The 24,177-nt window shown below is 64.5% G+C and carries 24 protein-coding genes; 8 read left to right on the plus strand and 16 right to left on the minus strand.

From position 1 onward, the window contains the following. Positions 1–18: 18 nt before the first annotated feature. Positions 19–1,524, plus strand: a complete 1,506-nt coding sequence (locus D6M19_RS19845; RefSeq protein WP_123026958.1) for an amino acid permease — start codon at positions 19–21, stop codon at positions 1,522–1,524. After that, on the plus strand, positions 1,521–2,402 hold the full coding sequence (locus D6M19_RS19850) for a universal stress protein (RefSeq protein WP_123026959.1): 882 nt from the start codon (positions 1,521–1,523) through the stop codon (positions 2,400–2,402). The genes D6M19_RS19845 and D6M19_RS19850 overlap by 4 nt, the downstream gene beginning before the upstream one ends. On the opposite strand, the gene D6M19_RS19855 is transcribed toward D6M19_RS19850, so the two are convergent. From D6M19_RS19855 to D6M19_RS19875, 5 genes are all read right to left on the minus strand, one after another. Then, positions 2,399–3,253, minus strand: coding sequence for a mycofactocin-coupled SDR family oxidoreductase (locus tag D6M19_RS19855; protein ID WP_123027007.1), 855 nt, complete (start codon positions 3,251–3,253; stop codon positions 2,399–2,401). The two genes, D6M19_RS19850 and D6M19_RS19855, sit on opposite strands and share 4 nt — an antisense overlap. Before the next feature lie 73 nt (positions 3,254–3,326). Next, positions 3,327–4,568, minus strand: coding sequence for an arginine deiminase (locus D6M19_RS19860; protein ID WP_123026960.1), 1,242 nt, complete (start codon positions 4,566–4,568; stop codon positions 3,327–3,329). A 26-nt stretch (positions 4,569–4,594) separates the two neighbouring features. Continuing rightward, positions 4,595–6,040, minus strand: a complete 1,446-nt coding sequence (locus D6M19_RS19865) for a basic amino acid/polyamine antiporter (RefSeq protein ID WP_123026961.1) — start codon at positions 6,038–6,040, stop codon at positions 4,595–4,597. A 28-nt stretch (positions 6,041–6,068) separates the two neighbouring features. After that, positions 6,069–6,911: an SHOCT domain-containing protein gene (locus D6M19_RS19870; protein ID WP_123026962.1), complete on the minus strand. Its 843-nt coding sequence runs from the start codon at positions 6,909–6,911 to the stop codon at positions 6,069–6,071. Between the two features lie 69 nt (positions 6,912–6,980). Next, positions 6,981–7,817: a cutinase family protein gene (locus D6M19_RS19875; RefSeq protein WP_123026963.1), complete on the minus strand. Its 837-nt coding sequence runs from the start codon at positions 7,815–7,817 to the stop codon at positions 6,981–6,983. A 131-nt stretch (positions 7,818–7,948) separates the two neighbouring features. Here D6M19_RS19875 and D6M19_RS19880 point away from each other — a divergent pair, with 131 nt between their 5' ends. Next, on the plus strand, positions 7,949–9,316 hold the full coding sequence (locus D6M19_RS19880) for an MFS transporter (protein ID WP_234834947.1): 1,368 nt from the start codon (positions 7,949–7,951) through the stop codon (positions 9,314–9,316). 47 nt (positions 9,317–9,363) lie between these two features. Here the strand turns inward: D6M19_RS19880 and D6M19_RS19885 are convergent, their stop codons facing one another. Then, entirely contained in the window at positions 9,364–10,236 is an 873-nt protein-coding gene (locus D6M19_RS19885; RefSeq protein WP_206428574.1) for a hypothetical protein, read from the minus strand. Positions 10,237–10,408: 172 nt separating this feature from the next. Beyond that, a complete protein-coding gene (locus D6M19_RS19890; RefSeq protein WP_164478586.1) occupies positions 10,409–11,791 on the minus strand; it encodes a hypothetical protein in 1,383 nt (460 codons plus the stop codon). Between the two features lie 577 nt (positions 11,792–12,368). Here D6M19_RS19890 and D6M19_RS19895 point away from each other — a divergent pair. Beyond that, positions 12,369–13,373, plus strand: a complete 1,005-nt coding sequence (locus D6M19_RS19895) for an alcohol dehydrogenase (protein WP_206428578.1) — start codon at positions 12,369–12,371, stop codon at positions 13,371–13,373. A gap of 157 nt (positions 13,374–13,530) precedes the next feature. On the opposite strand, the gene tuf is transcribed toward D6M19_RS19895, so the two are convergent. The 7 genes from tuf to D6M19_RS19935 all read right to left on the minus strand — a co-directional run bounded on the left by tuf (position 13,531) and on the right by D6M19_RS19935 (position 19,977). Beyond that, positions 13,531–14,721: an elongation factor Tu gene (tuf, locus tag D6M19_RS19900; protein WP_123026967.1), complete on the minus strand. Its 1,191-nt coding sequence runs from the start codon at positions 14,719–14,721 to the stop codon at positions 13,531–13,533. A gap of 194 nt (positions 14,722–14,915) precedes the next feature. Continuing rightward, positions 14,916–17,021 (minus strand): elongation factor G, encoded by a 2,106-nt coding sequence (gene fusA, locus D6M19_RS19905; protein WP_123026968.1) that lies wholly within the window; start codon positions 17,019–17,021, stop codon positions 14,916–14,918. Between the two features lie 104 nt (positions 17,022–17,125). Next, positions 17,126–17,596: a 30S ribosomal protein S7 gene (rpsG, locus tag D6M19_RS19910; protein WP_123026969.1), complete on the minus strand. Its 471-nt coding sequence runs from the start codon at positions 17,594–17,596 to the stop codon at positions 17,126–17,128. Beyond that, positions 17,596–17,970, minus strand: coding sequence for a 30S ribosomal protein S12 (gene rpsL, locus D6M19_RS19915; RefSeq protein WP_007167812.1), 375 nt, complete (start codon positions 17,968–17,970; stop codon positions 17,596–17,598). The genes rpsG and rpsL overlap by 1 nt, the downstream gene beginning before the upstream one ends. 270 nt (positions 17,971–18,240) lie before the next feature. Continuing rightward, on the minus strand, positions 18,241–18,837 hold the full coding sequence (locus D6M19_RS19925) for a TetR/AcrR family transcriptional regulator (RefSeq protein ID WP_123026970.1): 597 nt from the start codon (positions 18,835–18,837) through the stop codon (positions 18,241–18,243). Between the two features lie 34 nt (positions 18,838–18,871). After that, positions 18,872–19,414, minus strand: a complete 543-nt coding sequence (locus tag D6M19_RS19930) for a DUF3558 domain-containing protein (protein ID WP_407665375.1) — start codon at positions 19,412–19,414, stop codon at positions 18,872–18,874. Next, positions 19,411–19,977, minus strand: a complete 567-nt coding sequence (locus tag D6M19_RS19935; protein ID WP_123027009.1) for a DUF3558 domain-containing protein — start codon at positions 19,975–19,977, stop codon at positions 19,411–19,413. Before D6M19_RS19935 ends, D6M19_RS19930 begins: the two co-directional genes overlap by 4 nt. Positions 19,978–20,096: 119 nt before the next feature. On the opposite strand from D6M19_RS19935, the gene D6M19_RS19940 reads away from it, so the two are divergent. The 4 genes from D6M19_RS19940 to D6M19_RS19955 all read left to right on the plus strand — a co-directional run bounded on the left by D6M19_RS19940 (position 20,097) and on the right by D6M19_RS19955 (position 22,701). Then, positions 20,097–20,483 (plus strand): DUF3060 domain-containing protein, encoded by a 387-nt coding sequence (locus tag D6M19_RS19940; protein WP_164478587.1) that lies wholly within the window; start codon positions 20,097–20,099, stop codon positions 20,481–20,483. A 39-nt stretch (positions 20,484–20,522) separates the two neighbouring features. Further along, the gene (locus D6M19_RS19945; RefSeq protein ID WP_123026973.1) at positions 20,523–20,921 is read left to right on the plus strand and encodes a DUF3060 domain-containing protein; all 399 of its coding nucleotides are present in this window, start codon (positions 20,523–20,525) and stop codon (positions 20,919–20,921) included. A gap of 65 nt (positions 20,922–20,986) precedes the next feature. Continuing rightward, positions 20,987–21,595 carry a TetR/AcrR family transcriptional regulator gene (locus D6M19_RS19950; RefSeq protein ID WP_164478588.1) on the plus strand — a complete coding sequence of 203 codons (609 nt, stop codon included), beginning with the start codon at positions 20,987–20,989 and terminating at the stop codon, positions 21,593–21,595. Then, the gene (locus D6M19_RS19955; RefSeq protein WP_123026975.1) at positions 21,592–22,701 is read left to right on the plus strand and encodes a glycosyltransferase; all 1,110 of its coding nucleotides are present in this window, start codon (positions 21,592–21,594) and stop codon (positions 22,699–22,701) included. Before D6M19_RS19950 ends, D6M19_RS19955 begins: the two co-directional genes overlap by 4 nt. Here the strand turns inward: D6M19_RS19955 and D6M19_RS19960 are convergent. Next, positions 22,698–23,456, minus strand: coding sequence for a crotonase/enoyl-CoA hydratase family protein (locus D6M19_RS19960; RefSeq protein WP_206428575.1), 759 nt, complete (start codon positions 23,454–23,456; stop codon positions 22,698–22,700). The two genes, D6M19_RS19955 and D6M19_RS19960, sit on opposite strands and share 4 nt — an antisense overlap. Then, positions 23,453–24,166, minus strand: a complete 714-nt coding sequence (locus D6M19_RS19965) for a PaaX family transcriptional regulator C-terminal domain-containing protein (protein ID WP_123027011.1) — start codon at positions 24,164–24,166, stop codon at positions 23,453–23,455. The genes D6M19_RS19960 and D6M19_RS19965 overlap by 4 nt, the downstream gene beginning before the upstream one ends. Between the last annotated feature and the right edge of the window lie 11 nt (positions 24,167–24,177).

Below are 24,177 nucleotides of genomic sequence, written 5' to 3' on the forward strand. Positions count from 1 at the left end.
CCGCACAGGAGGCGCACCATGACCGCTCCATCGCAAAGCCTCGGCCAGCAGATGCTGCGGCGCCGACCGGTGATCGGCGCCCCGATTGCGCACGGTGCCTCAGATCACCTGAAACGAAGTATCGGCACGTTCCAGTTGACGATGTTCGGTGTCGGTGCCACCGTCGGCACCGGCATCTTCTTCGTGTTGTCCTCTGCGGTGCCGGAGGCCGGGCCCGCGGTGATCGTCTCGTTCATCATCGCGGGCGTCGCGGCAGGGCTTTCAGCCATCTGTTATGCGGAAATGGCGTCGGCAGTTCCCGTTTCGGGCTCGACGTACTCGTACGCCTACACCACGATGGGCGAGTTCGTCGCAATGGGCGTCGCGGCGTGTCTGCTGCTGGAATACGGCGTCTCCATCTCGGCGGTCGCGGTCGGCTGGAGCGGTTACCTGAACAAGTTGCTGGACAATCTTTTTGGCGTCCAGATCCCCCAAGCATTATCGGCGGCGCCATGGGACAGCAGCCCAGGTATCGTCAACCTGCCCGCCGTCATCCTGATCGTCTTGTGCGCGTTGCTGCTGATCCGCGGCGCCAGCGAGTCGGCCACGGTGAACACGGTCATGGTGATGATCAAGCTCGGCGTGCTGGCGTTGTTCGTCATCCTCGCGCTCACCGCATACAACGCCGACCACTTCGCGGGCTTCTGGGATGCGGGGTTCGGGGGCATCACCCTGGCGGCCAGTACCATCTTCTTCTCGTTCATCGGCCTCGACGCCGTCTCCACCGCAGGCGACGAAGTGAAGGATCCGCAGCGCACGATGCCGCGGGCGATCATCGCGGCGCTGCTCATCGTGACCAGCGTGTACATCCTCGTCGCCTTCGCCGGGCTTGGCGCTCAACCCGCCGAGGAATTCGGGTCGGACGAGCAGGCCACCGCAGGCCTCGCGATAATCCTCGACAACATCACCGGGAGCACTTGGGCGAGCACGATCCTGGCCGCGGGGGCGGTGATCTCCATCTTCTCGGTGACCCTGGTGGTCATGTACGGGCAGACGCGCATCCTGTTCGCGATGGGCCGCGACGGTCTGCTTCCGTCGATGTTTGCAAAGGTCAACCCGCGCAGCATGACTCCGGTCAACAACACAATCATCGTCGCGGTCGTGACCGGCCTGTTGGCGGGCTTCATTCCGCTGGACTACCTGCTGGACATGGTGTCGATCGGCACACTGGTCGCGTTCATCACCGTATCGATCGGCGTCATCATCCTTCGGGTCCGCGAGCCCGATCTGACCCGCGGATTCAAGGTGCCCGGTTACCCCGTCACGCCGATCCTCTCAGTCGCCGCATGCATCGTGGTGCTGTGGGGCCTGCACTGGTACACCTGGCTGTGGTTCGCGTTGTGGGTCGGCGCGGCCTTGTTGTTCTATCTGGTCTGGAGTCGACGACACAGCGCCTTGAACGACGGCGGGGACGGCTACATTCCTACCGCGGTGCCCGGCGACGACGACGTGCTGTCCACCGGTCACCCTCAGGACACACCATGACCGTTGTCGTCGGCTATCTCGCCGGCAAAGCCGGTCGGTCGGCGTTGCACCTGGCCGTCGAGGCGGCGCAGACGCTGAGCACCTCGCTGGCCGTCGCGACCGTCGTTCCGAGGCCGTGGACCACCCCGTCCCCCGCCCGGATAGATGCCGAATACGCAACGTGGGCAGACCAATTGGGCTCCGACTCCCAGCGTGAGGCGCAGCGGTCCCTCGACCAGATCGCCAAGGGGCTCGACGTCAGCTTCCACAAGTTCGCGAGTCGCACCGCGGGCGAAGGGCTCCTCGACGCGGCCGAACAACTCGGCGCTTCGGTGCTCGTGACGGGATCGTCGTCTGACGGCTCACTCGGCCAGGTGGTGCTCGGCTCGACCACCGACTGGCTTCTGCACTCCTCACCGATACCGGTGGCGATCAGTCCGCGTGGATACCGGGGTGCCAAGTCCGGCAAGCTGACCCGCGTCACGTGTGCCTATTCGGGCACACCCGAATCCGTGAAAGTCGTCGAGCGGGTAAAGACGCTCACCGACGAACTCGATGTCACGATGCGGGTGGTCGCCTACGCGATCAGGGGACGCACGATGTTCCCGCCCGAGGTGGGTCTACATGCCGAGGATTCCCTGCTGTCGGCGTGGGCGGCGCAGTTAAGCGAGACGCTCGGGAAGCTGAAGGCGGACGGCGTTGTCGGTGATGACGTTGAGCTGCAGGTGATTACGGGCAACGGCTGGGCTGAGGCGCTTGACGCCACCGAGTGGGGTGACGGTGAGCTACTCGCTCTCGGCACGTCGTCGCGCCGCAGCCTGAAGACCGTCTTCCTCGGCTCGCACGGGGCCAAGATCATCCGGCACAGCCCGGTGCCGGTTCTGGTTCTACCCGGTTAGTACTTCGCCGTGCCGCGGTCGACGGCGATCTGGCTGCCCGAGATCGTCGCCGATCCGTCGCTGGCGAGCCACGCGACCACGTCCGAAACCTCTTCGGGCATCATGAATTCCATCAGGCCCTTCTTGCCCTGGTGGTTGACCGGCTGGTAGGGCATCGGCGAGAAGCTGTGCACGTACTGCGGGAACTTGGTGAAGAGGTCCATCATCGCCTTCTTCTCCACCATCGGCGTCTCGATGGAGTAGGGGTGGATGGAGTTCACCCGAATCCCGAACTCGCCCACCTCGATCGCCAGCGCGTTGGTGAGCGCAACGAGCCCGTGCTTGGACGCCGAGTAGTGGCCGTTGCCGGGGGTGGCCTTCAGGCCGGCCGACGAGCTGACGATGACGATCGAGCCGCCGTTACCGGCCTCGATCATCGCGGGCACTACGGCGCGGATCGTCTTCCAGGTGCCGCTCAGGTTGATGTCGATGACGGTGTCCCACTGTTCCTCCGACATCTCGAACAGCCGTCCCCAGCTCAACACGCCTGCGTTGGCGACCAGGATGTCCAGGCGACCGAACTGCTCGATGCCGTCGGCAACCACTTTCGCAAGCGCGTCCAGATCGCGGATATCCACCTCGCGGGAAAGCACCTTGCGGCCGGTGGCCTCCACGGCTTGCACCGTCTCCGCGAGCTCATCGGAAGAGCCCAGCGGATAGGTGATGCTGTCGGAGACCGGTCGGCAAATGTCGATGGCGATGATGTCGGCGCCGTCGTTGGCCAGCCGGATCGCGTGGGCCCGGCCCTGACCGCGGGCGGCCCCGGTGATGAATGCCACTCGCCCTTCAAGAGGGCCGCCAGATGCCGTCACCGCTTCTCCCTTCGCCGGCTCGCCAACGCGGGCAAGCACCGGAGTCAGGCTAACAGCCGAACTGGAACGTGTTCTAGATTGGGTCGCGGATAATCGGGCAGGTCATGCAGTGGCCGCCGCCGCGACCTCGGCCGAGTTCCGCCCCGACGATGGTGATGACCTCGACCCCCGCCTTGCGCAGCAGCGAGTTGGTGTGGGTGTTGCGGTCGTAGGCGAACACCACTCCGGGTTCGACGGCGACGAGGTTGTTGCCGCTGTCCCATTGCTGGCGCTCGTAGTCGTACTTGCTGCCACCCGTCTCCACCACCCTCAATTCCGGCAGCTCCAACGCCGCTGCAACCACCTCCACGAACGGCTTCGTCTCCTCGATCACGTCAACACCGATGGTGGAGTCGCCGGGCACCAACGTGAACGACGCGATGCTGTCGACGATCTCGGGATAAATGGTGACGACATCGCGGTCGGCGAAGGTGAACACGGTGTCCAGGTGCATGGCCGCGCGAAGCTTCGGCATTCCGGCGACGATCACCTTCTCGGCGGCACCCTGCCGGAACAGCTCGGCGGCTACCTGGGTGATGGCCTGGCGCGACGACCGCTCGCTCATGCCGATCAGCACCACCCCGTTGCCGGGGATCAACACGTCACCACCCTCCAATGTGGCTAGCCCCCAGCTTTTTTCGGGGTCTCCCCACCACACCGTCGATCCGACGTACTCGGGGTGAAATTCGTAGATCGCCTTCATCAGCAACGTCTCGTCATGCCGGGCGGGCCAGAAAAGCGGGTTGAGCGTGAGGCCGCCGTAGATCCAGCACGTGGTGTCACGGGTATAGAGCGTGTTCGGCAGCGGCGGCATCAGATACTCGGTGACCCCGGTGTCCTCGCGCGCCAGCGCCCGGTAGCCCGACTGGATCCCGGCGGGCAGGTCGCGCGTGGACATTCCGCCGATCAGCAGCTCGGAGAGCCGCCGCGGCTGCAACGAGTCCAGGAACCCTCGGGTGTCGTCGACCAGCCCCAAGCCGACCTCGTTGGCGACGATCTTGCGGTCCAGCAACCAGGTCTTGGCCTCGGGGATCTCCATTGTCTCGGTCAGCAGGTTGTGCAGCTCTACGACCTCGACGTCACGGTCGCGCATCTTGTCCATGAAGTCGAAGTGGTCACGGCGTGCGTTCTGCACCCACAGCACGTCGTCGAACAACAGGTCGTCGCAGTTGGTCGGCGTGAGTCGTTCGTGTGCCAGGCCCGGAGAGCACACCAGTACCTTGCGCAGCTTGCCGACCTCGGAATGCACACCGTAGTCGGCGGACGTATTCGTCACCTGAGTTCCTCTCGCGCGGTGGGCTACTAGATCTCAATCGCCCCTGTTGCCAAGGACACCACACCCGCGACGGCGCCGAGGAGAATCACTCCGAACAGCACCGCCTCGGCGGGCGTGAACACCCGAAGCCCCCGCTCGCGGCGGGCCTTGAAATACAACGCGGCGGCAGGCGCATACAAGATGCACGACAGAAGCAGCTTGTCCACACCCGCGGCATAGATCAGAAACAGCGTGTACACGGTTGCCACGGCGGCTACCACCATGTCGGCGACGACCGACTTGCCCTCGCCGTAGGTTTCGCGGGTGGCGGTCAGCTTGAGCGCATAGGCCGCGGCAAGGAGGTAGGGAATCAGTGACAGGGCCGCGGTCAGATCGAGCATGAAGTCGAGCGCATCCCCGGCAAACAGCAGCGCGACGAGCAACAGAGAGATCAGGCAGGCCGCCATCACCAAGGCAGGCATGGGTGCGCCGTGGCGGTTGGTGCGGGCCAGGAACTTCGGCATGTCGTCGGTGGTCGCGGGAATGTAGAGCACCTCGGCGGCCATCAGCGTCCAGGCAAGGTATGCGCCGAGTACCGAGACGATCACGCCGACGCGAATGAAGACCGATCCCCACGGCCCCACAACGGATTCCAGCACTGCGGCCATGGAAGGCTGACTGACCCCCGCCAACTCGCCCTGCGGCATCACGCCGTAGGACACCAGCGTCACCAGCGCGAAAACACTGAGCACACTGAGGAATCCGATCAACGTCGCGCGGCCGACATCCTCGCGCCTTCGGGCCATCCGGGAGTAGACGCTGGCCCCTTCGATTCCCAGGAAGACGAACACCGTGATCAGCATCGTGCCCGTCGCCTGATCCCAGATGGCGGAAAGCGAATATCCGTCCCCGCCCCAGAAGTTTTCGGCGAAGACGTCGGCCTTGAAGGCGACGATCGCGATCACGATGAACACCAGGATCGGCACGACCTTGGCTACGGTCACGATGTAGTTGATGACGGCGGCGTCCTTGACACCACGCAGCACCAGATAGCAGAACAGCCAGACGCCGATCAGCGAAACGATCACGGCGAGCACCGTGTCCCCCGCGCCGAGTGCGGGCACCACCGCGCTCATCGTCGCCGTGATGAGCACCCAGTAGGAGGTGTTACCCGCACATGCCGATGCCCAGTACCCGATCGCCGAGTTGAACCCGGCGTAGTCCCCGAATCCCGCCTTGGCGTAGGCGAAGATCCCGGCGTCCAAATCGGGCTTACGCATCGCCAGGCGCTGAAAGACGAAGGCCAGCATCAACATTCCGGCACCGGCGATTGTCCACGCGATGATGGCGCCCAATACGCCCGTCTCGGTGCCGAAGCGGCGCGGCAACAGGAACACACCCGACCCGATCATCGAGCCGACCACCATGGCGGTCAGAGTGGGCAGGCTGACCTTGTCGCTCGACTTCTCTGTCGGTGATTCAGTCGCGGTCATGGGACTAGACCCTCAATGTCCGAACGGGTTACAGATCGGAGAGGATCTGCGCCCGTTTCGAGTTGTACTCCTCTTCGGAGACGACACCGGTCGCGCGCAGGGTCTCCAGTTCCTGCAACCGCTGTGACGTGGACGGCTCGGTCGCCATCGCCGGATACTGAGGCGGCACGCCGGGCACGGGTGACGGACCCGGTCCGGCGGGAGCCTGCTGCGCTGCGGCCGCTCGCCGGACGATTGCCTGTACCTGTTGACGCGCAGCGGGATTGGACCGCAGATCGATCATGTTCTTCATGCCGATGCCGTTCGCCTTGAGGATCTGCAGGATCTCGATCAGCGCACCGGTCTGACCGCTGAGGTCGTAGGTTCTGTTGTCTTCGGCGATCGTGAACGTCGCAGGCACCAGCCCGTTGATCAACGCGCTGCGTTCCCAATCGATTTGATATTGCCGCGTGGCCGGGTCAACCAACACCACCAGTTTGCGATTGGTCAGGTTGCCCAGCCGAGTCACGCTGGCGATGACCCGGTCCTGCGAGTCGAATGGCGCGATTCCCGGACCCTCTATGCGCAGTTGCAGCTTCACCACCGGCTGGTCGTTGATGCGGGTGCCCGTCTCGCCCATTCCGGTGATCTGGGCCAGCGCCAACACACCACTCTGCTCGAGGGCGGCGGTCTTGGCCGCCGATTTCGCGCCGAAATTGGCGAGAGCCAATGCGATCAGCACATCGGCGGCGGTGATGAGCAGCCCGACGTAGAACATCCACTTCAGTAGGGACTGCTGGCCGGTGGCGAAGTACACGGCCAGAAAGATCGGACCGACGAGACCGCCGCACAGCAGAACCATCAGCTGAGCTTTGATGTAACGCCACACCATTTGCCACGCTCCTCGCTCGACGCGGTTTGCGTGTCAGATTAGCGCCAACAGGCGCTGTTTGACGCCGAGTTACGACAGGGTGGTGGCGCCGTCGGGAACCTCAGGTGCGGGCGTCGACGACGGACCGAGCAGCTGATGGACCATCCACGTCCACATCTGCCCGTTGCTGCCGCTGACTGTGTAGCTCGTGTGAATCGCCACCGCAGTCGCTGAGACCTCGTCGGCGTCGGGGTCGTAATCGCAGACGGCGTCGCCCGCGTCGCAGACGCTGATCGTCCGAACGCCGATATTGGCGGGCAGCAGCGCCGGGGCATGCGCCAAGATGGGCCAGTCCTGCGCTGCACCGCCCGTCTTCTCCGGATCCGTCGACGCCGATCCGATGTTGACGGTGGTGTCGTTCGGGTGCCGGTCACCATCTGCGATCAACAGCGCTGCGGCGAGATTGGGATTGGCGCCGATGGCGAGCAGATTCCGGTGCACCGCCATCGCGCCCTGCGAGTAGCCCGCCAGCACCACCTTGGTCTCGGGGCACTGCGCGGTGAACGCCGCGTACTGCGCACCGAGGGCGTTCGTTCCGGCATCCACACTGCCCATGTATTCGAGCCAGTCCCCTATGCCGGCATCGGCGGGCACGTCCTTGGCCGGATAGTTGACCGCTTCGGCGGTGATGGTCCGACCCTCGGCTGCCAGCTGTTGCTGGAGAGCCTGGTATGACTCGTAGACGATCTTGCCCATGCCGCCGTTGGCGGCCATGTCGTATTCGGTCCGCTCGCCAGAGCCTGCGGCGCCCATCCAGTGCACGTCGGGGCAACCGGGCGCCGCGTTTGCGGTACCGGCCGTCAATCCGACCAGCGCACTTCCTGCCACAGCGACCGCACAGGCCGCCGCACAAGTTCGACGAAACATAAAACCCCCAACCCGACCAGCAAAAACATGTTAACTGCGAGATCTATCGCCACACAGGTCTCACGCGTTACAGATGCATCACAAAATCCACGATCAGCGGGATCGACCGTTGCGGGTCGTATCGTCGGCGCGTGAGCTCGTCGAGCGGCACCGTGCGGCCCCAGTGGATCCTCGCGGCGGTGTCGACAGCGCTGTTCTGCGTTCAGATCGACTACTTCGCGATGAACCTGGCGCTGCCGCGGATGGCGGCGGACCTCGAGAGCAACGCCACCGACCTGCAGTGGGTGATCAGTGTCTACATGCTGGCCTTGGGTGCCTTCATGGTTCCGGCGGGCCGCATCGGTGACATCTTCGGGCGTCGACGGGCGCTGCTGGCAGGCATCGCGATATTCGGGCTCGCATCGGCGTTGTGTGCGGTTGCGCCGTCGGCAGCTCTGGTCATCGCTTTCCGCGCCGTGCAGGGTGTCGGCGCGGCGCTGATCTTTCCGGTATCTGTCAGCGTCCTGACGAACACGTTTCCTGCGGTGCGCGCCGGCCGCGCGATCGGGTTGGCCTACGGCATTGCGGGTTTGGGAAATGCGGCAGGGCCGTTGGTGGGTGGCCTGTTGACCCAGACGTTGGGCTGGCGATGGATCTTCTGGTTGTTGGTGCCGTTGACATTGGTCGCCTTCGTGATCGGCGTACTGACGGTGCCCGAGAGTTCGGACGACACCGTGCCGCGCCACATCGACGTCACCGGCCTGGCATTGATCACCATCGGAATCGGCCTGTTCACGTTGACCTTTGACCGCGCACCGGCCTGGGGCTGGTTGTCGCCCTCGACGGTCATCGCGTTCGTAGGCGCGCTCGCGGTGTTGGGTGTGTTCGTTCACGTGGAGAGACGGGTGCGTTGGCCGCTGCTCGACCTTTCGCTGTTCGGCAACGCACGCTTCACCGTTCTCGTGATCGCGGGCACCATCGCAAACATCGCCTACGCGGTGACCATCTACCTCTCCACCCTGAACCTGCAACAGGTGCGCGGCCTCGACCCGCTGATGGCCGGCCTCACGTTTCTGGGCCCGTCCATCGGTGCTGCACTGGGCGGCCCGCTCTCGGGACGATTGGCCGCGAAGTATCCGCCGTTGCTCGTGATGGGGGTCGGCTGCGTTGCCGCCGCCGTATCGCTGGCGGCGCTGGCGGTGTCGCGCGGCTGGGTCGTCTACGTCGTCGCGCTCACCGCATGCGGATTCGCCATGGGTCTGGCGTATGCGTTCACCACCGTTGCCACGCAGGCGGTCGTGCGACCCGAGCGCGCGGGTGAGGCGGCAGGCGTCGCGCTGACGTCGTTGGTGACACTGGCAGGCGTGGGCGTCGCGGTCTCCGGCACGATGCTCGAGGTGTTGCGGCGGGCCGAAATGTCAACGGGCGCCGGGATAACCGTCATATTCCTAGTCCTTGCGGCAGCACTGCTGCCCGCCGCAGGCGCCGTGCTCGCCTTCCGCAGACGCGAAGGAAAATGAAACGGCGCCCACCGGTGGGGGTGGGCGCCGTTCCGGCCTAGCTCCGGTCAGTCGTCGTTGTCGTTGCCGACGCTGTTCGGGCTGTTGTTCCCGCTACCGGTGTTGGTGTTGTTGCTCGAGGTGTTCGTAGCGTGATTGCCCGCAGCGGTCGCCGACTGGGTGTTGCTGGTGTTGTTGGTGACCGTGTTGGTGACCGTGCTGTTCTGGGTGGTGTTGCCGCCGCTGCTGCTCGCGGTGCCGTTGACAGTCGACGAGGCAGACGAGCTGGCAACCTGGGCGTTGGTGGCAGTCGCGGCACCGGAATTACCGGCAGTCGTCTCGCCGCTGATTTCACCACCGGTCGCAGTCAACGTTCCGCCGGTGTTATTGGTGGGATCGGAACCGTTGTCGATCGGGCCCGCCGTACCAGTGTTCGTAGTGACCGGTGTTACGGCGCCTGCCGTCGTGTTGACGGGGGTGTTGACCTCCGCGGGAACCTGGCCACCGGTGTTCTGGGTGTTTGCCCCGACGCCGATCGGCATAGCCAGAGCGCCACCGATGGGGGCGGAGGCGGAGGTAGTCGTGCCGGCGTTGATCGGGATCGCCGCGGCACCGCCGTTGAGGGCGGAGGTCTGCGCATTGGTGGTGACCGGGGAAGTTACCGGGGCCGTGGTGTTGGCCTGTACCGCGGTGCCGCCGACCACTGGGCTGAGGGCATTCAACTGGTTGTTCATGATGTTGCCGTTGAAGTTGCCGAACTGATTGGCGTTGCCACTGCCCATCTGCCCGATGATGGTGTTGTTGTTGTTGGCGTTGCCGCTACCGAGCCACCAGCCCTCGTTGTCGTTGTTGTCGGCGAAGGCTGTCGGCGCGCCGGCGAGTGCGCCGAGGCCAACGGCGGCACCGGCGATCGCGCCGGCGGCCAGGGTCTTCTTCAACATGCCCTCATGCGATTTGCGATGTGTACCCATTTGTTTGAGCTCCCTCTTATCTTGCTGTTTCGATTTGTGTTCTGTCGACGTTGATTTCGGTTTGCCTGCAGTGCGATTCAGTGACACTGCTCTGCACAGTCACGTCATCCGCACCTCCTTGCTGAGTTCTCGTGTCCCCTTATCAAGATGTCGAGCTGTCGGCGCTGGTGTCTTTCGGCTTGCTCAGACCCAGAGCACCCTTGACGGTGTCTGAGGCGTTCTTCACCGCGTCGGCGACACGCTGGCCGATGGGCCCAAGCGTGCCCGCTCCCGCAGTCGCGGTCGGCTGACCGGACGCATCGAGCAGTAGTCCGGAACCGCTACCGGAACCAGTGCCTGCACCCGTGCCGCCCGCATCCTCACTGGAACTGATCTGGGCATTCGTGAGTTCGGCCGGCTCTTGCGGCTCCGAGGTCGTCTGCACTTGCTCGACGACGGGGTCCTGCTGCTGACCCTGCGTCAGCCCGGTGAACAGCCGGAACTGCTCGTTGACGATGTTGCCGTTGCCGTTGCCGATCTGGTTGGCGTTGCCGCTGCCAAGCTGTCCGAGGATGGTGTTGTTTCCCCCGCTGCTCACGTCATTGGGGCTCCACTGGCCGTTCCAACCGGCATTGTTTGAGCCGGCCGTGTTTTCACTGACATTGACACCCCCGAACGTGCCCTGCGGGTTGAAGATGTTGGAGACAAGGCCGGCTACCTGATTTGAGTTGCCGCTGCCCGTCAAGCCGACCATGAACGCCCCAAGGCCGCCGCCCTCGGTGTAAGTCGGGCTGAAATTGCCGTTGAAGAACGACTGATTCGTCAACGCCAGGTTGCTGCTCGTGTTGCTGCCGAGAAGGCTGTACTGGGGGTTGAAAATGTTCCCCGATGCTCCGGCTACTTGGTTCGTGTTGCCGCTGCCCGTGATGGCGCTGAACGCCCCACCGAAGATCCCCGTCGACGTCGTTGGGCTGCCGTTGCCATTGCCCGCGGAGACGTTCGTCACCGCTGTGTTCTGGCTCAAATTGGAGCCGAACAGGCTGATCTGCGGGTTGAAGATGTTGCTCGAAAACAACGAGAGCTGAGTCGTGTTGCCGCTGCCGAGGGCGGGACCGAACAGCGACCCCGAGTCCGCGCTCGTCGTCGTTTGCCCATTGCCGTTGCCCGCCGAGACATTGCTAACGGTCGTGTTGACGCTTGTGTTGTTGCCGAAGATGCTCGCCTGCGGGTTGATGATGTTGTAGGACAGGACGTTGATCTGCGTGACATTGCCGCTGCCGGTGGCGCCGCCGAGCGCGATTGTCCCGATCTCGTAGGATCTTCCGGTCGGATCGCTGCCACCGAAGATGATGCTTCCGATGGTCCGGTTGTTGCTGCTATTGCTGCCGTCTCCGCCCAGACCGAACTGCGGCAAGAAGACATTGCCCTCGAGGATGTTGATCTGCGTCGCGTTGCCGTTGCCTCCGGGAAGCAAGATGGAGAGCGCGTGCGCGTCCGGCACGTTCGTCTCGGCAAGCAGTCCGATGCAAACGGCCGCGCCACCCACCACGACCGTCCGACCAACGAGCGACCGACGCCTCCGCGGCGCCCTGTGCGAGCCAGTTCTCCTGGTTTCCGACAAGCCCGCGCTGCAGTGATCCTGGTTCATCCTCGTCCCACCTCTCGGATGAAAGCTGTGTAACACCTAAGTTGCGAAATCAGACACTAGAGGTTTGCTACAGGTTGTGTCAAGCGTCACATGACGCGAGTTACTGGTCGCGCATCCCTGACTACAGCTAAGAGGCCCACGGAAGCCCTGCAAACGCGTTCGGCGCTGGGTCACTAGTCCCAAAAATGGCAATTGACCAGCTCTTACGCCGACTGGCATACTGGGCTTCTTACCGACAGGCGGACAATGTTACTTGCGGGCCCGTAAACAGGCTATGAGGACGCCACGGCCCAAGAAAAAATTCTTGCAGTAGTATCGCCGGTTTGGTAATTAGCTCGTAACATCTCTGGTAGTGTGCTATTCCCTCACTCGCCCCCCACGCCTCAGGAAGTACTCAGGTAGGCGCTGGGGTGCGCATTTCGCAAGATTCTCGGCTGTTCGTCGCAGCCTGGGTAATCTCACCGGCGTGGCCACCATGAAGATCGCCCGCGTTCCCGCGGCGAACGAAAAGTTCGAACTGACCGACATCGAAATCCCCGAACCGGGCCCCGGGCACGTCCGCGTCAAGGTGCACGCCTGCGGCGTCTGCCATTCCGACCTACTGACGGTGATCGGCATGATGGGTAATTCGTTCCCACGCGCGCCCGGCCATGAGATTGCCGGCGAGGTGCACGCGGTCGGCGAAGGCGTGCGCACGTGGAAGGTCGGTGATCGCGTCGGGGTTGGCTGGTTCGGCGGCTGCGATTTCACCTGCGAGCCCTGTCGCAGAGGCGATTTCATCTCCTGTGTGAACGGCAAGGTCCCTGGCATCGCGTACGACGGCGGCTACGCGGAGTACATGGTTGCACCCGCAGAGGCGATCGCGCGCATTCCCGACGACCTGTCTTATGTCGACGCCGCCCCACTGCTGTGTGCGGGCATCACCACCTTCAATTCCTTGCGCGAATCCGTGGCCAGGCCCGGTGATCTCGTCGCCGTTCTCGGCGTCGGCGGACTCGGCCACCTCGGCATTCAATACGCCGCCAAGATGGGCTTCGAGGTTGCCGCAATCGCGCGCGGTCAGGACAAGGAGCCGTTGGCCAAACAGCTTGGCGCACACCACTACATCGATTCCACGGCGTATGACGTCGCCGACGAGCTGAACAAGCTGGGTGGCGCGCAGGTCATCCTCGCAACGGTCACCGTTGCGGACGCGATGGCGGCCACCATCGGCGGACTCAAGGCGCGCGGTCAGCTCGTCGTCGTCGGCGCACCACCCGAACCGATGGAAACGCCGTTGGCCCCGTTGATCTTCAAGTCTGCCGCCGTCCAAGGACACGCGTCGGGCACCTCGCAGGATTCAGAGGACACACTACGGTTTTCGGCACTGACCGGCGTCCGGCCGATGACCGAGACGGTGCCGCTGTCGGAGGTGCAGGCGGCCTACGACAAGATGATGAGCGGCGCTGCGCGATTCCGCATGGTGTTGACGATGGACTGACGTCCTGTCGCCGAGGACCCCCGTCGCCGAGATCGACAAAATGGCGCGCACTACTCGTACTTTTGCGCCCAAATGTCGGTTTGGGCGCTATCACCCAAATGCAAAGTGGCGCCCATCCTTTCGGATGAGCGCCACTTGCGCTATCTAGGTCAGAACGTCACTTGACGATCTTGGTGACCCGGCCGGCGCCGACGGTACGGCCGCCTTCGCGAATCGCGAAGCGCAGACCCTCGTCCATGGCGACGGGCTGGATCAGCTTCACCGAGATGTCGGTGTTGTCACCGGGCATCACCATTTCGGTGCCCTCCGGCAGCGTCACCACACCGGTCACGTCGGTGGTGCGGAAGTAGAACTGCGGACGGTAGTTGTTGAAGAACGGCGTGTGCCTGCCGCCCTCGTCCTTGGCCAGGATGTAGACGCTGCCCTCGAACTCGGTGTGCGGCGTGGTGGTGCCGGGCTTCACGACAACCTGGCCACGCTCGACGTCCTCGCGCTTGACACCGCGCACCAGCAGACCGACGTTGTCGCCTGCCTGGCCCTGGTCCAGCAGCTTGCGGAACATCTCGACGCCGGTGACCGTGGTCTTGGTGGTGCCGGGCTTGATCCCGACGATCTCGACCTCTTCGTTGACGTTGATCACGCCGCGCTCGACACGACCGGTGACGACGGTGCCACGGCCGGTGATCGTGAAGACGTCCTCGACGGGCATCAGGAACGGCTTGTCGGTCTCGCGAACCGGATCCGGGATCGACTCGTCGACGGCGTCCATAAGCTCCTCGACGGACTTGACCCACTCCGGGTCCCCTTCGAGGGCCTTGAGCGCCGACACCTTGATGACAGGAGCATCCTCGTCGAATTCCTGGGCGGCCAGCAGTTCGCGGACCTCCAGCTCGACGAGCTCGATGAGCTCCTCGTCGTCGACCATGTCGGCCTTGTTCAGCGCCACCAGGATGTAGGGCACGCCGACCTGGCGGGCCAGCAGCACGTGCTCACGGGTCTGGGGCATCGGGCCGTCGGTGGCGGCAACCACCAGGATCGCGCCGTCCATCTGAGCCGCGCCGGTGATCATGTTCTTGATGTAGTCGGCGTGGCCGGGAGCGTCGACGTGTGCGTAGTGACGCTTCTCGGTCTGGTACTCCACGTGGGAGATGTTGATCGTGATACCACGCGCCTTCTCTTCAGGTGCGTTGTCGATCTGGTCGAAGGCCGACGCCTCGTTCAACTCGGGGAACTTGTCGTGCAGAACCTTCGTAATAGCCGCAGTCAGCGTGGTCTTGCCGTGGTCAACGTGACCAATGGTCCCGATGTTGACGTGCGGCTTCGTCCGCTCGAACTTCGCCTTCGCCACTTCTATGTCCTCCTGGACTGTGTTGGTGCTTGTTGTAAAGCAGTGTGTTGATCTTTGCAGTTGTTGTTCGCCGCGGTGGCAACAGGTCAGACTAGTGACCCGTCGCCGTCGCGTTTACTGACCCGTCGCCTTCGCGCAGTCGATTACTCGACTCCGGGCCAGCTCCGAGCCTCGGGCCTGACGGCCCTCGATTCTCACTGACCCGTCGCCTTCGCGATGATCTCCTTCGACACCTGCGCCGGAACTTCAGCGTAGGAATCGAAAACCATGGAGTAGTTCGCCCGGCCCTGGGTCTTCGACCGAAGGTCGCCGACGTAGCCGAACATCTCCGACAGCGGCACGTGCGCCCGTACCACGCGTGCACCGCTGCGCTCCTCCATGGCCTGGATCTGGCCACGGCGGGAGTTCAGGTCGCCGATCACGTCGCCCATGTAATCCTCGGGCGTGGTGACCTCGACGGCCATGATCGGCTCCAGGATGACCGGCTGGGCTTGTCCCGCAGCCTTTTTCAGCGCCTGTGAGCCAGCGATCTTGAATGCCATCTCAGACGAGTCGACGTCGTGGTAGGCACCGTCGAGCAGGGTCACCTTGAGATTCACCAGCGGATAGCCGGCCAGCACGCCGTACTGCATGGCGTCCTGCGCACCGGCATCCACCGACGGGATGTACTCACGCGGGATGCGTCCACCGGTGACCTTGTTCTCGAACTCGTAGGTCGCACCGTCCTCGCCGGAGAAGGGCTCGATGGAGATGAGCACCTTCGCGAACTGACCCGAGCCACCCGTCTGCTTCTTGTGGGTGAATTCGACCTTGTCCACCTTGCGCTTGATGGTCTCCTTGTAGGCGACCTGCGGCTTGCCGACGTTGGCCTCGACCTTGAACTCGCGCCTCATCCGGTCGACCAGGATGTCCAGGTGCAATTCGCCCATGCCGCCGATGACCGTCTGACCGGTCTCGACGTCCTGGTGCACCTTGAAGGTCGGATCCTCCTCGGCGAGCTTCTGGATCGAGAGGCTCAGCTTCTCCTGGTCACTCTTGGTCTTTGGCTCGATGGCGACCTCGATCACCGGATCGGGGAAGGTCATCGACTCCAGCACGACCTGGTTGTTCGGGTCGCTCAGGGTGTCACCGGTGGTGGTGTCCTTCAGCCCGATCACCGCGTAGATGTGGCCGGCCGACGCGTACTCCACCGGGTTCTCCTTGTTGGAGTGCATCTGGAACAGCTTGCCCAGCCGCTCCTTCTTACCCTTGGTGGCATTGATGACCTGTGAGCCGGAGTCGACCTTGCCCGAGTACACCCGGACGTAGGTCAGCTTGCCGAAGAACGGGTGCGTGGCGACCTTGAACGCCAGCGCCGCGAACGGCTCGTCCGTCGACGGCTCGCGGACGATGACCTCATCCTCCTTGCCGGGCGCGTGGCCGGTGGCAGGCGGCACGTCCAGCGGCGACGGCAGGTAGTCGATGACCGCGTCGAGCATGGGCTGCACGCCCTTGTTCTTGAACGCGCTACCGCACAGCACCAGGTATGCCTCTGAGGTGATCGTCAGCTTGCGCAGCGCACCCTTGATCTCCTCGACCGTGAGCTCCTCGCCGCCGAAATACTTCTCCAGCAGCGCCTCATCCGTCTCGGCGACCGCCTCGAGCAGCTTGGTGCGGTACTCGTCGGCCCGCTCCTTCAGATCGGCGGGGATCTCGATGGTGTCGTAGGTCTCGCCCAGCTTGGTTTCGCCCCGCCACACCTTGGCGTTCATCTCCACCAGGTCGACGATGCCCTCGAACTCGCTCTCCGAGCCGATCGGCAGCTGGATTGGGATGACGTTCGCGCCGAGGCGGTCCTCCATGGTCTTTACGGAGAAGTAGAAGTCGGCGCCGATCTTGTCCATCTTGTTGACGAAGCAGATGCGCGGAACCTCGTACTTGTCGGCCTGCCGCCAAACCTGCTCGGACTGAGGCTCGACGCCCTCCTTGCCGTCGAACACGGCAACGGCACCGTCGAGCACCCGCAGGCTGCGCTCCACCTCGACGGTGAAGTCGACGTGGCCGGGGGTGTCGATCAGGTTGATCTGATGGTCTTTCCAGAACGTGGTGGTGGCAGCCGAGGTGATGGTGATGCCTCGCTCCTGCTCCTGTTCCATCCAGTCCATGGTGGCGGCACCGTCGTGCACCTCACCGATCTTGTAGCTGATACCGGTGTAGTAGAGGATGCGCTCGGTGGTCGTCGTCTTGCCGGCATCGATGTGCGCCATGATGCCGATATTGCGGACCTTGTTCAGGTCGGTAAGCACGTCCTTCTGTGCCACGGAAATTTCACTCTTTCGGTTGCTTGGTTGCTGTTGTCGTCACGCCCGGCGGCCGCATCCGTTGGACGTCGCCGCCCCGCGGTTCCGCGCACCGCAGGCGTTTCTCACCAGCGGTAGTGCGCGAAGGCCCGGTTCGCCTCGGCCATCTTGTGGGTGTCCTCGCGTCGCTTGACGGCGGCACCCAGGCCATTGCTGGCGTCGAGAATCTCGTTGGACAGACGCTCGACCATCGTCTTTTCGCGCCGCTGCTTGGAGAAGCTGACGAGCCAACGCAGGGCCAGCGTCACCGACCGATCCGGCCGAACCTCGACCGGAACCTGGTAGGTGGCGCCACCGACGCGGCGGCTACGCACCTCGAGCGAAGGTTTGACGTTGTCCAGAGCGCGCTTGAGAGTGACGACCGGATCGGTGCCGGTCTTGTCGCGGGCCTGTTCGAGCGCACCATAAACAATGCGTTCGGCCAGCGATTTCTTCCCGTCCAGCAGAACTTTGTTGACCAGCTGGGTGACCAACTGCGATCCGTAGACCGGGTCGTTGACCAGCGGACGCTTGGGTGCGGGCCCCTTGCGCGGCATCAGCTCTTCTCCTTCTTGGCGCCGTAACGGCTGCGGGCCTGCTTGCGGTTCTTCACGCCCTGGGTGTCCAGCGAACCGCGGATGATCTTGTAGCGCACACCCGGGAGGTCCTTCACACGACCGCCGCGGACCAGCACCATCGAGTGCTCCTGGAGGTTGTGACCCTCACCGGGGATGTAGGCCGTGACCTCAACCTGGCTGGTCAGCTTGACGCGCGCCACCTTCCGAAGCGCCGAGTTCGGCTTCTTCGGGGTGGTGGTGTAGACGCGGGTGCACACACCGCGCCGCTGCGGGCTGCCCTTGAGGGCCGCGGTCTTCACCTTGGCGATCTTGTCGCGGCGACCCTTGCGGACCAGCTGCTGAATGGTTGGCATCTACCGGCTTTCCTTCTTCGTCTCTTCGTGTTGTTCTTAAGTCTCTGTACTGCTGTTATGCCCCGATCGCTTACCCCGCGACCGGGTGTGTCGCACGCGCCCGCACCGGATTTTTGACGATCCGTTTCCGATGCTCAACGACATGCGAATTCGGCCCGGCGCGCGGCAACCGCTTACCTGCCAGGCACGGCGATCCACGATACCAGGGCGGAGCACGTCGATCCAAACCCGCGACCAGGCACCTAACCGCAGGTCAACCCGTACGGATACTCAACGCCTCTGCATGCCCGACGCGAGCCGCATGACCATGTCACTGAACACTGTATCGGTGTCCGCGATCGCGTTCATCACCCCGGTCATCTCCAGCAGCACGAAACCGTGCAGTGCCGACCAGAATTCGAGCGCGGCGTGGAAGGCGTCCTCGCCGTCCAGGCCGTAGGACGACAGCACCGAGATGACCGGCATCGCGGCCGCCCTGGTTGCGTCGGTGAACTCGGGATCGTCGCCGCCCAACGGCATCCGGGTGAATGCCGAGTACCGGCCCGGGTGATGGTGGGCGTAGCTGCGGTAGGAGCTGGCCATCGCGATCACTGCGTCGTCGCGGGTGCGGCCCTGGCCGACGGTGTTCAACATGTCGATGATGTCGCCGACGACTCGCATCCTGACCGTGCGGCGCAGGTCCTCGAGGCTGTCGACGTGGTTGTAGAGCGAGGGCCCCTTGGTGCCGAGCTGGGTCGCCAGCGCGTTGATCGTCAACGCGTCCCAGCCGTCGCGATCCAGGAAGGTCAAGGCGGCGTTGACGATGGCGTCCCGGCTCAGTTTCGCCGGTCGCCGACCGGTCGATTGGGGCGCGGGACGGCCTGTCATATGCGAAAACTAACACCTCTAGTTTCCGGCAGAGTCAGTTGACACGTTCCTGACTGAGCTGGGCGAGCTGCTGGGTGATGTCGCATAGATCGGGCAAGGTGGCCGGATTCATCGTCTGGATCGACCAGGTGATGACGTCGCCGCCCTTGGAGACGTAGATGCTGCATGCGTTGGCGTCGTGTGCCTTGAATCCCTTGTTGCCGTCGACGGACAGTTCGGTCAGCGTCCGCCCGGCCTGCTGCTCGAGGGTCCGCTCGGTGTCCATGTCGCTGCCGCGGTACCACCATGTGGAGATGCCCATGCCCGCGCCGAAGGACCCGAGCATGGTGTTCTCCTGCCAGAAGCAGCCCGCGTCGCTGTCCACGACTTTGGTGAACGTCGCCGATCCGACGGCCTTGGCGACGTCGGCGTCGGTGACGTTGTTGCAATCACCGCTCTGGAAGCCACTGCTCTGCGGTGCGGCCGGGGTGTCCGGCGCGACAGGGTGTTCCGCAGTGCTGCAGCCGGCGGCCAGCACGGCGACACCGGCGGCCAGCGCGGCACGGAAGCGGGACTGCGTACGACGCGACATCGTCATAGATCCGACGACAGCGTGGCTGCGAGTAGCTTTTCGGCGTCCTTGCAGGGGTCGGCGTCGGTGTTGCCGCGGGTCTGCACCCACCAGCTGAGCACCCCGGTGCCCGCGGCGGCGGTCGCCGAACAGCCTGCGCCGTTGGTGTCGCGGCGGGCGAGGAAGGCTTCGTGCCGCTCGACGTCCTTCTCGGTGACCCGGGCACCGCGTTGCTGCGCCAGGGTCCGTTCCCGGTCAAGGCTGCCGGCCTCGAACCAGGAGAAGACGACGTCCACAGTGATGGCCGGAGGGCTGCCTGCGCCGGCATCACGCCCAGAATCGCGCTCCAGCACGTACTGACATACGGCGCCGCTGTAGGGCCGCACCACGTTCTCGGCGCCAAGCATCTCCTGGATCGAGCTGTCCTCCAGTAACCCGCACCGGTTGTCGACGTAGCCGTAGCTGCGCTGCGGATCGGGCACGGCGGGGTGGGCCCGCTGCGCGGTCCCGTTGACGGTCTGCGCGCATCCGGCGCCGGTCACCACCGCTGTGACCGCCGCGATAGCAACCGCTTTGACACGCCAACGCATCGCCTGCACACGCTACCGAGCGCGGTGCGGCACCGCGACTCGTTCGGCCAAGGCCCAGCCGTGGATCGAAGCGGTCAAGTACTGCCATGAAGGACGCCCGCGACGTACGCTCTACAGCCATGACCGCTGGGGGTTGGAAAGCAACGGGCCGGTCGATGGCCGCATGCCTGGTCGCCCTGCCCATGTCGGTGGCGGTGGGGTTGCCCGAGGCGCAGGCCAAAAACGGCGACACGCACATCACCTCGATCGGGTCGACTCAGACCATCGACTGCAACGAGTCGACCCTGATCGTGCTGGGGGCCAACAACACCATCAACGCGCTTGGCACCTGCTGGGCGGTGACGGTGCAGGGCTCGGGGAACCTCATCGTCGCCGACAACGTGATCAACGACATCACGGTGTACGGCTCCGACCAGACCGTCTTCTACAAAGCCGGCGAGCCGGTTGTCTGGGATCGTGGACGGGAACTGGGCATGACGAACCGGATCGACCGCATTCCGGCGTGATCGCCGAGTTCTGATCGCATCGAACGGAAGCGAGGAACCATGCGTACGCACGTCTTGATCGGGGTGGCTGCCGCCGCGATGATCGGGCTCGCCGGCTGCGGTGCGGACAGCAGCGACTCCAACACTCCCACCGCCACATTCGGAACCGAGGGCGGACAGGTCGAGATCGGCAACACCATCAACTACAGCTCGGTCGGCACGACCACCGAGCTCGATTGCGCGGACGGCAAATCGCTCAACATCGGCGGCAACAACAACAAGCTGACCGTCAAGGGCACCTGCGCCAACGCCAACATCGGTGGTGCGGACAACACCGTCAACATGGACCGCGTCGACAAGGGCCTCAGCGTCGTCGGCTTCAACAACACCGTCACCTACAAGCAGGGCGATCCCAAGGTCAACGACACCGGATCGGGTAACAAGATCAGCAAGGGCTGACGCTGCGTTTTTGGTGTCTATAACCATGGACACCAATTGTGGATTTGATGTACATTCCGATGGACATGAAACCGCGGAAGTACGACATGGGCGCGCGCCAGCAGGCCAAAGCTGCCACCCGCGACGCGATCGTCACGGCTGCGATCGACACCTTCATGGCCGAACGGTCCTTCGCGATCACGCTGCCCGCCGTCGCCCAGCGGGCGGACGTGACAGTCAAGACCGTGCTTCGGCATTTCGGCAGCCGAGACGCCTTGGTCGAGGCTGCGTGGTCGCGGGCCTACGACGAGGTGATGGCGGAACGCGTCCCGCCACGGGGCGACCCCGAAGCCGCGTTGAAGGTTCTCATCGCCCACTACGAACGGCGAGGCAGCGTCGTACTCGCCATGCTCACCGACGAGAGTGACCCGCGCGCCGCGCGGATGAACAACGCCGGTCGGCTCGCACATCGCCAATGGGTGGACGAGGTTTTCGCCGACCGCCTTCCCGAACAGACCGCGGCGCGATTGCGGCTGATCGACGTCCTCGTCGTCGCCACCGATGTCTACGCATGGAAGTTAATGCGCCGCGACCGCGGGCTGTCCGTCGACGAAGTCCATGACCGGATGCTGCTGATGACCGAAGCGCTTTTGGCCGCAACGGATCTCACGGAAGTAGCCGCGGAGGCGCGGTGAGGATTCTCTTCGCAATCGTGGACGGCGGCGGTAACATCCCGCCGCAGTTGGCGGTCGCGCGGGCGCTTCGAGCCCGCGGCGTCGAAATCCTGGTGCTCGGTCATCGCGGCGTTCGCGAGCGGGTCGAGGCAGCGGGCCTCGCGTTCGAGCCGTTCACCGAAGGACAGCATTTCGACCCCACCGTGCAGCGGTCGCTGGCCGCGATCATGACGGCGTTCACCCGAGTGGCGGCCGATCGACGCCTTGGCCACAGTGTGGTGCAGGGCGCGCGGCGCCACGATGTGGACGCCGTCGTCGTCGACATGATCCTCACCGCTGGAATTCCCGAGATCGTCGACTCCGGCATCCCGACGATCGTTTTCGTGCACTGCTTCTATCGCGCCGTTCAGGACCTCGCGGCGAGCCCGGTCGGCTGGGTCCTCCGGCTGCGCGGCACGGATCCGCTGGCGCCAGAACACCGAGGGCTGCTCCAGGTGGTCTCCGCTCGCGCTGATCTCGACCCGATGCGCGGACGTCCTGCGGTATGCCATGCCGGTGTTGTGTGGCAGGGAGTGCCGAAAGCCGCCGAGCAGGCCCGTGTGCCACGAATCCTGGTCAGCCTCAGCACATGTGCCTTCGCCGGGCAACGTCGAATGCTGCAGAACATCCTCGACGCGATTGCACCGCTACCGGTCGAGGCGACCGTAACGGTGGGACCGGCTATCGACGCCGCAGGCTTGCGGGTGCCGCAGAACGCAGCGATGCACGCGTGGCTCGACCATGACGACGTCCTCGCCACCGCGTCTCTGATGGTCGGACACGGCGGACACAGCACGGCGATGCGGGCGCTGTCGTTCGGCGTGCCGCAGATCGTCATGCCGGCCAACCCGATGATCGACCAGAAAGGTGTCGGCGCGGCACTTCAGCACGCCGGTGCGGGCATCCTTCTGCGGAAACATGCTGGGCCCAAACGCATTCGAGCGGCGATCCAGGCCGTGCTGAACGACCCCGACTACCGTGAGGCCGCCGGTCGGCTGGGCGCTCAGATCCGGCAGCGCGACGGGGCCGAGGCGGCCGCCGATGCCATCGGCGACTTCGTCAGCAACACCCAGCGCGTCGAGTCTTAAGCCTTCGCCCCGTGGCGTCCGGCTCCCTTCGAGAAGCGCTGCGCGCCTTCGAGCGACTCGGCCGCGACGCGCGACAGGCTGCCGAACTCGAAATCCATGGCGTCGGCTTCAGACACTCCCCACTGACGGAGCGCAGACGTCCGGTCCGCCCGCATGCACTGCTGCGGCAGTGCGGCCAGTTCCGCGGCGAGCTCCTCGGCTTTCTCCCGCGCCTCGCCCGTCGGCACGACGCGATTGGCCAGGCCCATCGCCAGGGCCTCGGCGGCATCGACACCGCGGCCGGTCAGGATCAAGTCCATCGCGCGGCTGTGGCCGATGAGTCGCGGCAGCCGTACCGTGCCACCGTCGATCAGCGGGACACCCCAACGTCGGCAGAAGACACCCATAGTCGCGTCCTCCTCCACCACCCGCAGGTCGCACCACAACGCCAGCTCCAGGCCACCGGCCACCGCGTAGCCGCTCACCGCGGCGATCACCGGTTTGGACAACACCATCCGGGTCGGCCCCATCGGGCCCGGCCCGGTTCGGTGTGCGGGGTTGACGTCCGGTGTGCCGAACGCCTTGAGATCGGCACCGGCGCAGAAGGTTCCGTTGTCACCCCACAGCACCGCAACCCGCGCCGAGTCGTCGTTGTCGAATTCATCGAAGGCGGCGAATAATTCGGCCGCGGTCGGGCCGTTGACGGCATTACGGGCCTCGGGTCGGTTCATGATGACGGTGGTCACCGGGCCGTTGCGTTCGACTCGCACGCTCATCGCGCCTCCATTGGTTCGTACTCGTTTGATCTGGCCACCAGTTCGATGGCGAACTGTGCATAGGAATTCCGCAGTGCGGCACCGGGCCAGCCGACGGGCAACAACTCGTCCGGCAACACGGGATCGGTCAGCAGGTGGCGCACCATCCCCGCGGCCGCAACGAATCGGCCAGGAACATCGGCAGCCGCAGACATGTCGTCGAGGAGCAGGCTGCCGGCGCTCGCCCAGGCCGGTAGATCCCACAGCCGGGCGGCCAGTTCGGCAGGGCTGTCGTCGTAGGAGTGCAGCAGCCGCCCGCGCGAGCGCACCTCATCAGGCAAGATGACGTTGACATTGTCGGGCCGCAGCCAGACACCTTCGCGCAACTCGGCGAACCTGTTCTGCTGCAACGTCACCCGCAGCGAGGCGCGGATACGTGCGTCGATGCCGACACTGGTGATAACGAATGTCGCCCATGAGCCGTCCCACGGCGTCAGCTGCGGATTGATCGCGTCGTCCTGACGTCGCTGCCGGGCCAGCAGCCGGTCGGACAGTCGGTAGCCGTCCTCGGAACGCACCAGGTCCCCTGCGCTGACCATCCGGGTGAGAGCGACTCGCAGCGTGGCTTCTTTGATATCGAAATCGGCTGTGAGACGGACGAGTTCGGCTGTGGTTGCCCATGCCGGATGAGCACCCAGCAGCACGCTCAAAACCACCGAGCGCGCCGTCATCCGGCGCAGCG

Origin of the sequence: Mycolicibacterium stellerae (assembly GCF_003719305.1) — a bacterium.
Taxonomy (GTDB): domain Bacteria; phylum Actinomycetota; class Actinomycetes; order Mycobacteriales; family Mycobacteriaceae; genus Mycobacterium; species Mycobacterium stellerae.

Coding starts and splice junctions, on each gene's coding strand:
- D6M19_RS19845 (WP_123026958.1), top strand. CDS start 19: ATGACCGCTCCATCGCAAAGCCTCGGCCAGCAGATGCTGCGGCGCCGA.
- D6M19_RS19850 (WP_123026959.1), top strand. CDS start 1,521: ATGACCGTTGTCGTCGGCTATCTCGCCGGCAAAGCCGGTCGGTCGGCG.
- D6M19_RS19865 (WP_123026961.1), bottom strand. CDS start 6,040: ATGACCGCGACTGAATCACCGACAGAGAAGTCGAGCGACAAGGTCAGC.
- D6M19_RS19870 (WP_123026962.1), bottom strand. CDS start 6,911: ATGGTGTGGCGTTACATCAAAGCTCAGCTGATGGTTCTGCTGTGCGGC.
- D6M19_RS19875 (WP_123026963.1), bottom strand. CDS start 7,817: ATGTTTCGTCGAACTTGTGCGGCGGCCTGTGCGGTCGCTGTGGCAGGA.
- D6M19_RS19885 (WP_206428574.1), bottom strand. CDS start 10,236: ATGTTGAAGAAGACCCTGGCCGCCGGCGCGATCGCCGGTGCCGCCGTT.
- D6M19_RS19895 (WP_206428578.1), top strand. CDS start 12,369: ATGAAGATCGCCCGCGTTCCCGCGGCGAACGAAAAGTTCGAACTGACC.
- rpsG (WP_123026969.1), bottom strand. CDS start 17,596: ATGCCGCGCAAGGGGCCCGCACCCAAGCGTCCGCTGGTCAACGACCCG.
- rpsL (WP_007167812.1), bottom strand. CDS start 17,970: ATGCCAACCATTCAGCAGCTGGTCCGCAAGGGTCGCCGCGACAAGATC.
- D6M19_RS19925 (WP_123026970.1), bottom strand. CDS start 18,837: ATGACAGGCCGTCCCGCGCCCCAATCGACCGGTCGGCGACCGGCGAAA.
- D6M19_RS19930 (WP_407665375.1), bottom strand. CDS start 19,414: ATGACGATGTCGCGTCGTACGCAGTCCCGCTTCCGTGCCGCGCTGGCC.
- D6M19_RS19935 (WP_123027009.1), bottom strand. CDS start 19,977: ATGCGTTGGCGTGTCAAAGCGGTTGCTATCGCGGCGGTCACAGCGGTG.
- D6M19_RS19940 (WP_164478587.1), top strand. CDS start 20,097: ATGACCGCTGGGGGTTGGAAAGCAACGGGCCGGTCGATGGCCGCATGC.
- D6M19_RS19945 (WP_123026973.1), top strand. CDS start 20,523: ATGCGTACGCACGTCTTGATCGGGGTGGCTGCCGCCGCGATGATCGGG.
- D6M19_RS19950 (WP_164478588.1), top strand. CDS start 20,987: ATGAAACCGCGGAAGTACGACATGGGCGCGCGCCAGCAGGCCAAAGCT.
- D6M19_RS19960 (WP_206428575.1), bottom strand. CDS start 23,456: ATGAGCGTGCGAGTCGAACGCAACGGCCCGGTGACCACCGTCATCATG.
- D6M19_RS19965 (WP_123027011.1), bottom strand. CDS start 24,166: ATGACGGCGCGCTCGGTGGTTTTGAGCGTGCTGCTGGGTGCTCATCCG.